Below are 8,841 nucleotides of genomic sequence, written 5' to 3'. Positions count from 1 at the left end.
TTGGAGGTGGAAGTGCAGCAATGCATGGAGCTGACCAATACTAATCGGTCGAGGGCTTATCCTAAAAAGTACCCCAAAAAGTGAAGCTTAGGCTTCGCGGTTCAATCCGAATACTTTTCGGGGGCCCCGGATTTAAAACCGGGTAATGCTACGGAAAATAAAACGCAAACGTTTCGTATCTAGTTTTCAGGTGATCAAACCACTTGAATCGTTTGGTGGCGATAGCGGAGGGGTTCCACGCGTACCCATACCGAACACGACCGTTAAGCCCTCCAGCGCCGATGGTACTTGGACCGAAGGGTCCTGGGAGAGTAGGACGCTGCCAAGCGAAGGACCACTGTTGATGAACAATCGACGGTGGTTTTTTTATTTGCTGTGGATAAAGAAGCGAGATTTACGATTACACAGTGGATAAGGCACCAATATTCCGGTTTTCGCGCAGTTTTCATGCACATATTCCCGATTGCGCTGTGGATGATCCCTAACGCATTTGGGCCATCCACAGAAAAAGCGACAATACGATCATTTATTTTCATTTTGTGCACATACTTATCCCACTCGCACACACCCCGTCTGCTTTTCCTTAAAATTTCGTCCACAAATTCACAAATTCATCCCCATCATTCACAGGTTTTGTTCTAATTTATGCAATAAAGCCCCGCCGACGTTTTTAGAATTCCTAATCTTGTGGGTAATTCATTGACTTTGCCAGGCCTGTTTGACATACTCGATGTGTAATCCACAGAAAGTCGCAATTGCTTTGTTAATTTATCGTTTTTCGAATACATAGCGAGGTGAAACGGGATGGAGATCAGAACATTAAAACCGGAAGAATTCGATGCCGCGATAGAGCTGGGCGAATACGCCTTTCAATACCGGATGACCGCGGAGGCGAAGGAGAAAGCCAGGAAACGATTCAAGCCCGAAAATACATGGGGCATGTTTGATGAAGAGGGGCGCCTAAGCGCCAAGCTGGGTCTGCTCAACGCGGACATTTTCGTCAACGGCAAAAAAATGCCGATGTCCGGGGTGGCCGGCGTGGCCACATGGCCCGAATACCGCAGACAGGGCTTGGTGAAGCAGTTGCTTACCCATTCGCTGCAAGTGATGAACGAATCCGGAAAGCTGATCTCTATGCTGCATCCGTTTTCGTTTGCGTTTTACCGTAAATTCGGCTGGGAAATGTTCAGCGATTTTAAAAAATACGTCATTTCTACGGAAAAACTGCCCGCCAAACAAGTTACGGAGGGTACCGTTCGCCGCGGCGTGACGGATATCTCGGTTTTAAACCGTGTCTATGAAGCTTACGCCAGCCGTTACAACGGCATGATGGTTCGGGATGAAGACCGCTGGAAGCATGCGATCCTGAACGACGAAGAGGACCAAACGGCCGTATATTACGATTCAGCGGGCGAACCGCAAGGTTTCCTCTTATATAAAGTCCAGAAGCAAGAAATGCAGGTGTACGAGTTTATTTACCTGACGGAAGAAGCCAGACAGGCGTTATGGACGTTTATCGGCAATCACGATTCCATGATCAAGCAAACGGTGCTCGATCATATGCCGGTGGATGACGGTTTGACATACATGCTGGCGGATCCGCGAATCACGCAGGAAATCGTTCCGTTCGGGATGGCCCGGATCGTAAACGTTCCCGGCTTCATTGAGGCATATGCCTTCCAAAGCGACGGAAAGGAGCAGGCATGGACGGTTCAGATTCAGGACCCTTACGCCCCTTGGAACGAAGGAAAGTGGAGAATCGCGTTGTCTCCGGAGGGAACAGCAGCCGTAACGGCCGCAGATCCGGCGGAACGCGCACAGCTAAGCTTGGACATCCAGACGTTGACGACGATGATGCTCGGTTACAAACGTCCCGGCGAGTTGTTGAACATGGGAAGATTGGCGGGCGAGCCGGAAGCGGTTGCATACTTGGAACGGGTGATCCCCATTGGCCGAACCTTTTTGTTGGACTTTTTCTAAAACATTTCCGGGCCGCCGGATGCCCGACTCTCCTGCATGAATGCAGGGGAGTTTTTTATTCGCGAAATGAGGCATAAAAGCACGGAAACAAGGGACGGATGCCTGTCTTTAAAGCAATTCTCACTAAATGCGATATTCTTGTACGCTTATAGGGATGGAATAAAGCAAAAAGGTCAAAAATGATAAAAGATGCTGGGAAAGGCAAAACGGCGTACATACCGATTGCGGAGCAATTTTACGGGCGCCCCTTGGCAAAATGCGAGAATGTGTTATAATATAGTCAAAGAAAGTCAAAGTCAATTATTGATCAAACATGCATATACTGTTGGAATCCTACAGTTTATGTATGATCCGAATGGTCTGAAGTTACACTAACCATGCGCTGCTGAAGACCCTGCCGCCGTCTGTTGCGGCTTGTAGGGTTACGGTTCGCATGACGGCTCTTTGGTTAATGTCCATAGTAAATACCGGAACATCGGCCGCGAATATGGGGTAACTCGGCTTGGCTTTCTGCAAGCAATACGCGGATTTTGCGCGAAGTCCGGAACCGGGCGGAAGCAAAATCCTGAACCAAGTGGAGGATGAACGATGCGTAATATCTCTGATGTTATTGAACAATATCTGAAGAGTATTTTGCATGAGAGTCCCAACGGTTTGATCGAAATACAGCGTAATGATTTGGCGGACCATTTTTCTTGCGTGCCTTCCCAAATCAATTATGTCATAAGCACCCGTTTTACGCTGGAAAAAGGTTATCTCGTGGAAAGCAAGCGCGGAGGCGGCGGATACATCCGGATTCGGCGCATCGATCTTCCGCAATATTCGGCGCTTCATACTCATCTGCATCAGACGATTGGCGATACCATCGACCAGACGGTCGCGGAAGGGCTCATCTACCAGCTGGAGGAGGCCCGGGTTCTCACCAAACGTGAAGCGAACATGATGCGGGCGGCCGTTTCCAGGGAGGCTTTGATGGTCAAACTTCCGTACAGGGATGAATTACGTGCAAGAATGATGAAGGCGATGCTGATTTCTTTGTTAGGCAAATAAGTCTACAGGGAAAAGGAGGTACAGCAATATGTTATGCCAAGAATGCGGTAAAAGACCCGCGACGCTGCATTTCACCAAAATCGTAAACGGCGAAAAAAATGAATTTCACATTTGCGAAACTTGCGCAAGGGAAAGAGGAGAGATGCTTCCCGGCACCTCGGGAGGGTTCTCCATACACAGCTTGCTATCGGGGCTGCTCGATTTTGAAACCGCGGGCAAAGGGATGGCCAGCAGCGTCAAAACCCCCCAATCCCTGCGGTGCGAGGAATGCGGAATGACGTATACCCAGTTCAGCAAAATCGGCCGGTTCGGCTGCAGCTCCTGTTATAAATATTTTGGCGACCGCCTCGATCCTTTGTTCAAAAGGGTGCACGGGAACACCGTCCACGTCGGTAAAGTACCGAAAAGAAGCGGCAGCCGGATTCAATTGAAACGTCAAATCGACGATTTGAAGCTCGAGCTTCAGCGGCGGATCCAACAGGAGGAATTCGAGGAAGCCGCCCAGCTTCGGGATCGAATCAGAACGCTTGAAAAAGAAATGGCAGGACAGTAAAGTATTCGCTTAAGGAGGAATGCGTGATGCCCAATCTCCGGTTTACCGAGAAAGCGCTGAGCGAATGGATGCGGGGGACGGCAAGCGACTCCGACATCGTGATCAGCAGCCGGGTACGGATCGCACGGAACCTGCAGCACATGCCTTTTCCCCTTTTGGCCACGCGCCAGCAGTCGGAGGAAGTGCTCAATCGTCTGGCCCAAGTGGCGGAGACTCCGAATCTTAAGTCTTTAGGGACGTTTTATACCGTCAAGCTGGATGAAATCGAGCCGATCGACAAAAGGGTGCTGGTCGAAAAGCACTTGATCAGCCCCAGCCTCGCAGGCGAGTCCCAAAACGGAGCCGTCATGATCAGCGAGGACGAATCGGTCAGCATTATGATTAACGAAGAGGACCATCTTCGCATCCAATGTCTGTACCCGGGCTTCCAGGTCCGCGAAGCGTGGGAAAAGGCGACCGCCATCGACGACCTGTTCGAAGCCGAGGTGGATTACGCTTTTGACGATAAGCGCGGTTACCTGACCAGCTGTCCGACCAATGTGGGAACAGGACTCCGGGCATCGGTGATGATGCATCTGCCGGCCCTTGTGATGACGCAGCAGATTAACCGGATTTTGTCCGCGGTCTCGCAAGTCGGCCTGACCGTAAGAGGAATTTACGGGGAAGGCAGCGAAGCAATAGGTAACCTGTTTCAAATCTCCAACCAGATCACGCTCGGGCAAACCGAATACGAAATCATCGATAACCTGCACAGCGTCGTATTGCAGATCATCGAACACGAAAAAAACGCGCGGGCACGCCTTATGAACGATTCGCGACTGCGCATTACGGATCGGATCAAACGGTCTTACGGCATTTTGTCGTATGCGGAGGTCATGGATTCCAAGGAGGCCGGGCAGCGGTTATCGGACGTGCGTCTGGGGATAGACCTGGGGATCGTGCAGGGACCTTCCATTCCGGTGATGAACGAACTGAACGTCATGACGCAGCCGGGTTTTTTGCAAAAAAAATACGGCCACGACATGAACAGCGAGGAACGCGACATTTACCGGGCAAGGTTGATTCGCGAGACTCTGGCGAAAGCCTGAGCCGAAGTTTTAGACTGAAAGCAAACGAGAATTCGATGGAAACGAGAATGCAAAAATTCTTGAAATCATATTTCAAACTCATGGAGGTGCAGGAGAATGATGTTCGGAAGATTTACGGAACGCGCTCAGAAAGTGCTGGCACTCGCTCAGGAGGAAGCCGTCCGTTTAGGACACAACAACATCGGTACGGAGCATATTTTGCTTGGGCTGATTCGCGAAGGTGACGGCATTGCCGCGAAGGCATTGATCGGGCTAGGACTCGGACTCGAAAAAATCCAGGATGAAGTGGAAACGCTCATCGGCAGAGGTCAGGAGCAGCCGACCAATATCGCCTACACTCCGCGCGCCAAAAAAGTCATCGAGCTGTCCATGGACGAAGCCCGCAAGCTGGGACATACCTACGTGGGTACGGAGCATATCCTGCTCGGACTGATCCGCGAAGGGGAAGGCGTTGCGGCCCGCGTATTGAACAATTTGGGCATCAGCCTGAACAAAGCGCGCCAGCAAGTGCTGCAGCTGCTTGGCAGCAGCGAGGCCGTATCCAGCCACCACGGCTCCCAGGCCAACGTCAGCACGCCGACGCTGGATTCTCTGGCCCGTGATCTGACGGCCATTGCCAAAGAGGGCAACCTGGATCCGGTCATCGGACGGAGCAACGAAATCGAGCGCGTCATTCAAGTGCTCAGCCGCCGTACCAAAAACAACCCGGTACTGATCGGCGAGCCCGGGGTAGGTAAAACCGCGATCGCGGAAGGACTCGCCCAAAAAATCATCAACAACGAAATTCCGGAAACGCTGCGCGACAAACGCGTCATGACCCTCGATATGGGTTCGGTCGTGGCCGGCACCAAATACCGCGGCGAATTCGAAGACCGCCTGAAAAAAATCATGGATGAAATCCGCCAAGCCGGCAATATCATCCTGTTCATCGACGAGCTGCATACGCTGATCGGCGCAGGCGGAGCGGAAGGCGCAATCGACGCCTCGAACATTCTGAAGCCGTCGCTGGCCCGCGGCGAGCTGCAATGCATCGGCGCCACGACGCTCGACGAATACCGGAAATACATCGAAAAAGATGCCGCCTTGGAACGCCGCTTCCAGCCGATTACGGTGGATCAGCCTTCCCCGGAAGAAGCGATCCAAATCCTGTTCGGCCTGCGCGACCGTTACGAAGCCCATCACCGCGTGAAAATTACGGATGAAGCGATCGTGGAAGCCGTGAAGCTGTCCGACCGCTACATTTCCGACCGGTTCCTGCCGGATAAAGCGATCGACCTGATCGACGAGGCGGGTTCGAAAGTAAGGCTTCACACGTACACGATCCCGCCAAACCTGAAAGAGCTGGAAAGCCGTCTCGAAGACATCCGCAAGGAAAAGGATTCGGCGGTGCAAAGCCAGGAATTCGAAAAAGCGGCGGCGCTTCGCGATACCGAGCAAAAAATCCGCGAAGAGCTTGAAATCACCAAAAACCAATGGAAAGAAAAACAAGGCCGCACCGATTCCGAGGTAACGCCGGAGGATATCGCGCAAGTGGTATCCAGCTGGACCGGAATTCCGGTACGCAAGCTGAAGGAAGAAGAAACCGAACGCCTGCTGAACATGGAGAACATTCTCCATGAACGCGTCATCGGCCAGGAAGAGGCGGTCAAAGCCGTCAGCCGCGCCGTTCGCCGCTCCCGCGCCGGCCTGAAGGATCCGAAACGTCCGATCGGTTCGTTTATTTTCCTCGGTCCTACCGGCGTAGGTAAAACCGAGCTGGCACGCGCCCTTGCGGAAGCGATGTTCGGCGACGAAAATGCGGTCATCCGCATCGACATGTCCGAATACATGGAGAAACACTCCACGTCGAGACTGGTCGGAGCGCCTCCGGGATACGTCGGTTACGAGGAAGGCGGCCAGCTGACCGAGAAGGTTCGCCGCAAACCGTATTCCGTCGTGCTCCTCGACGAAATCGAAAAGGCGCATCCGGAAGTATTCAACATCCTGCTGCAGGTGCTTGAAGACGGACGCTTGACCGACTCCAAAGGCCGCGTGGTCGATTTCCGCAACACGCTGATCATTCTGACGTCCAACGTCGGGGCGGAAGCGATCAAACGGAACTCCACGCTCGGCTTTACGGCGGTCAACGATGCCGGCGCCGACTACAACAACATGAAAGACAAAGTCATGGGCGAGCTGAAGAAAAGCTTCCGTCCGGAGTTCCTGAACCGGATCGACGAAATCATCGTCTTCCACTCGCTGGAAGAGAAGCACATCGCCGAAATCGTCTCGCTGATGGCCGAAGAGCTCCGCAAACGGCTGCGCGAATACGACGTGGACTTTACGCTGACAGACAAGGCCAAAGCGTTCCTGGCGAAGGAAGGCTACGACCCTGCTTTCGGTGCCCGTCCGCTGCGCCGCGCGATTCAGAAGCATATCGAGGACCGTTTGTCCGAAGAGCTTCTGACCGGCAAGGTGGCCAAAGGCGACTCGCTGGTAATCGATGAGGAAAACGGCGAGTTGACGGTAAAAAAGGCGGATAACGTATCCGCAACGTCCGAAGCGTAATGAAAGCTACAGCTTAGTTTAATGAAAAGGATTGACCCGCTGCTGCTGGTTTAGCGGCGGGCCAGTCCTTTTTTTGCGTGACGGGATACGGATGGAACGATGCAAGCCATAAAACCGTTTTTCTATTCTTTATGTAAACTTTTTTCAAATACTTTACGATAAAACTTAATAAATGGTAAAATTATAATAATGCCAATTTTCTGAGTGATCGACAAATTTAGACAAAATCCATTACCTCTAAGGAGAGATCATGGCTAAAACGAAAACGAAATTTTATTGCACAGAATGCGGCTATGAGGCTGCCAAATGGTATGGCAAATGTCCGGGTTGTCAAGCTTGGAATACCATGATCGAAGAAACCGAAAGCGTCATTAAAACGCAGGGGATGAATTCTCCGCTCTTTCATAGTAAAGAAAAGGCGCTTTCGATCATAAATATAGAAAGCAGCAATGAAGCGCGCGTGCATACCGGCATCGGCGAGCTGAACCGCGTGCTCGGCGGAGGGATCGTGCCGGGGTCGCTCATTTTGGTCGGCGGCGATCCGGGGATCGGGAAGTCGACGCTGCTGCTGCAAACCTCGCATGCGTTGACCGTGTCGGGCCTGCGCGTCCTGTATATCTCCGGGGAGGAATCGGTACGCCAGACCAAACTTCGCGCCGACCGGCTCGGAGCCTTGTCTCCGGAGCTGTACGTGCTTTGCGAAACGAACATGGATCTGATCGAGGAAGCGATCAACAGCATTCAACCGCAGTTTCTCGTGATCGACTCCATCCAGACCGTATACATTCCGGAAGTGACGAGCGCTCCGGGCAGCGTGGCCCAGGTCAGGGAGTGCACGGCCCGGTTCATGCGCGTAGCGAAAGGCATGGGCATTGCAACCGTTCTTGTCGGGCATGTTACGAAGGAAGGAGCCATCGCGGGTCCGCGACTGCTTGAACATATGGTGGACTGCGTGCTCTATTTTGAAGGTGAACGGCATCATACGTACCGTTTGCTGCGCGCGGTGAAAAACCGCTTCGGGTCCACGAACGAGATCGGCATTTTCGAAATGAACGAATCCGGACTGGTGGAAGTGGAGAATCCGTCCGAACTGTTTCTGTCCGAACGTCCGCTTGGGGTGGCAGGCTCGACGGTGGTGGCCAGCATGGAAGGAACCCGGCCGGTTTTGGTCGAGCTCCAGGCGCTTGTATCCGCCACGCACTTTCCGTCGCCGCGGCGGATGTGCACGGGCGTCGACCATCACCGGATGGGGCTCATTATCGCCGTGCTGGAGAAACGGATGGGCATGTTCCTCCAGAACCAGGACGCCTATTTGAATGTAGCCGGAGGCGTGAAGCTGGATGAACCGGCGGTCGATTTGGCGATTGCTGTCAGCATCGCCTCCAGCTTTCGAGATATTCCGACAAAACCGTATGACGTGATGTTCGGCGAAGTAGGCTTGACCGGCGAAGTCCGGGCGGTCTCGCGAGCCGAGCAGCGGGTAAGGGAAGCCGAGAAGCTCGGCTTCAAACGGATCATCATGCCGGAAAAAAGCTTGAAGGGGTGGAAGCACCCCAAAGGAATCGAAATCATTGGCATCAATACCGTGGCAGATGCGCTAGCGGTCGCGTTAGATTAGGGGGC

6 protein-coding genes and 1 rRNA gene are annotated in these 8,841 nt (G+C 52.9%); all 7 read left to right on the top strand.

The window, feature by feature from the left end; translation table 11 throughout:
* The first annotated feature begins 211 nt into the window (after positions 1 to 211).
* The 7 genes from rrf to radA all read left to right on the top strand — a co-directional run bounded on the left by rrf (position 212) and on the right by radA (position 8,836).
* Positions 212 to 328 (top strand): 5S ribosomal RNA (gene rrf / locus KI367_RS21690).
* 476 nt (positions 329 to 804) lie between these two features.
* The gene (locus KI367_RS21685) at positions 805 to 1,980 is read left to right on the top strand and encodes a GNAT family N-acetyltransferase (RefSeq protein ID WP_036712506.1); all 1,176 of its coding nucleotides are present in this window, start codon (positions 805 to 807) and stop codon (positions 1,978 to 1,980) included.
* Positions 1,981 to 2,568: 588 nt separating this feature from the next.
* Complete coding sequence (locus KI367_RS21680) at positions 2,569 to 3,030, top strand: CtsR family transcriptional regulator (protein ID WP_212952141.1); 462 nt, start codon at positions 2,569 to 2,571, stop codon at positions 3,028 to 3,030.
* Between the two features lie 28 nt (positions 3,031 to 3,058).
* Positions 3,059 to 3,583: a protein-arginine kinase activator protein McsA gene (gene mcsA / locus KI367_RS21675; protein WP_036712508.1), complete on the top strand. Its 525-nt coding sequence runs from the start codon at positions 3,059 to 3,061 to the stop codon at positions 3,581 to 3,583.
* A gap of 26 nt (positions 3,584 to 3,609) precedes the next feature.
* On the top strand, positions 3,610 to 4,671 hold the full coding sequence (gene mcsB / locus KI367_RS21670) for a protein-arginine kinase McsB (RefSeq protein WP_212952140.1): 1,062 nt from the start codon (positions 3,610 to 3,612) through the stop codon (positions 4,669 to 4,671).
* 96 nt (positions 4,672 to 4,767) lie between these two features.
* The gene (gene clpC / locus KI367_RS21665) at positions 4,768 to 7,218 is read left to right on the top strand and encodes an ATP-dependent protease ATP-binding subunit ClpC (RefSeq protein ID WP_212952139.1); all 2,451 of its coding nucleotides are present in this window, start codon (positions 4,768 to 4,770) and stop codon (positions 7,216 to 7,218) included.
* A 250-nt stretch (positions 7,219 to 7,468) separates the two neighbouring features.
* Positions 7,469 to 8,836, top strand: a complete 1,368-nt coding sequence (radA, locus tag KI367_RS21660; RefSeq protein WP_212952138.1) for a DNA repair protein RadA — start codon at positions 7,469 to 7,471, stop codon at positions 8,834 to 8,836.
* Positions 8,837 to 8,841: the final 5 nt, after the last annotated feature.

This window comes from Paenibacillus cookii (assembly GCF_018333375.1).
Classification (GTDB): domain Bacteria; phylum Bacillota; class Bacilli; order Paenibacillales; family Paenibacillaceae; genus Paenibacillus_AQ; species Paenibacillus_AQ cookii.
The sequence above is the reverse complement of the archived record's forward strand: the minus strand, read 5'-3'. Positions and strand labels throughout refer to the sequence as shown.

What these genes read in the sequence shown, in the direction of transcription:
- KI367_RS21685 (WP_036712506.1), top strand. Translation starts at nt 805, where the DNA reads ATGGAGATCAGAACATTAAAACCGGAAGAATTCGATGCCGCGATAGAG.
- KI367_RS21680 (WP_212952141.1), top strand. Translation starts at nt 2,569, where the DNA reads ATGCGTAATATCTCTGATGTTATTGAACAATATCTGAAGAGTATTTTG.
- mcsA (WP_036712508.1), top strand. Translation starts at nt 3,059, where the DNA reads ATGTTATGCCAAGAATGCGGTAAAAGACCCGCGACGCTGCATTTCACC.
- mcsB (WP_212952140.1), top strand. Translation starts at nt 3,610, where the DNA reads ATGCCCAATCTCCGGTTTACCGAGAAAGCGCTGAGCGAATGGATGCGG.
- clpC (WP_212952139.1), top strand. Translation starts at nt 4,768, where the DNA reads ATGATGTTCGGAAGATTTACGGAACGCGCTCAGAAAGTGCTGGCACTC.
- radA (WP_212952138.1), top strand. Translation starts at nt 7,469, where the DNA reads ATGGCTAAAACGAAAACGAAATTTTATTGCACAGAATGCGGCTATGAG.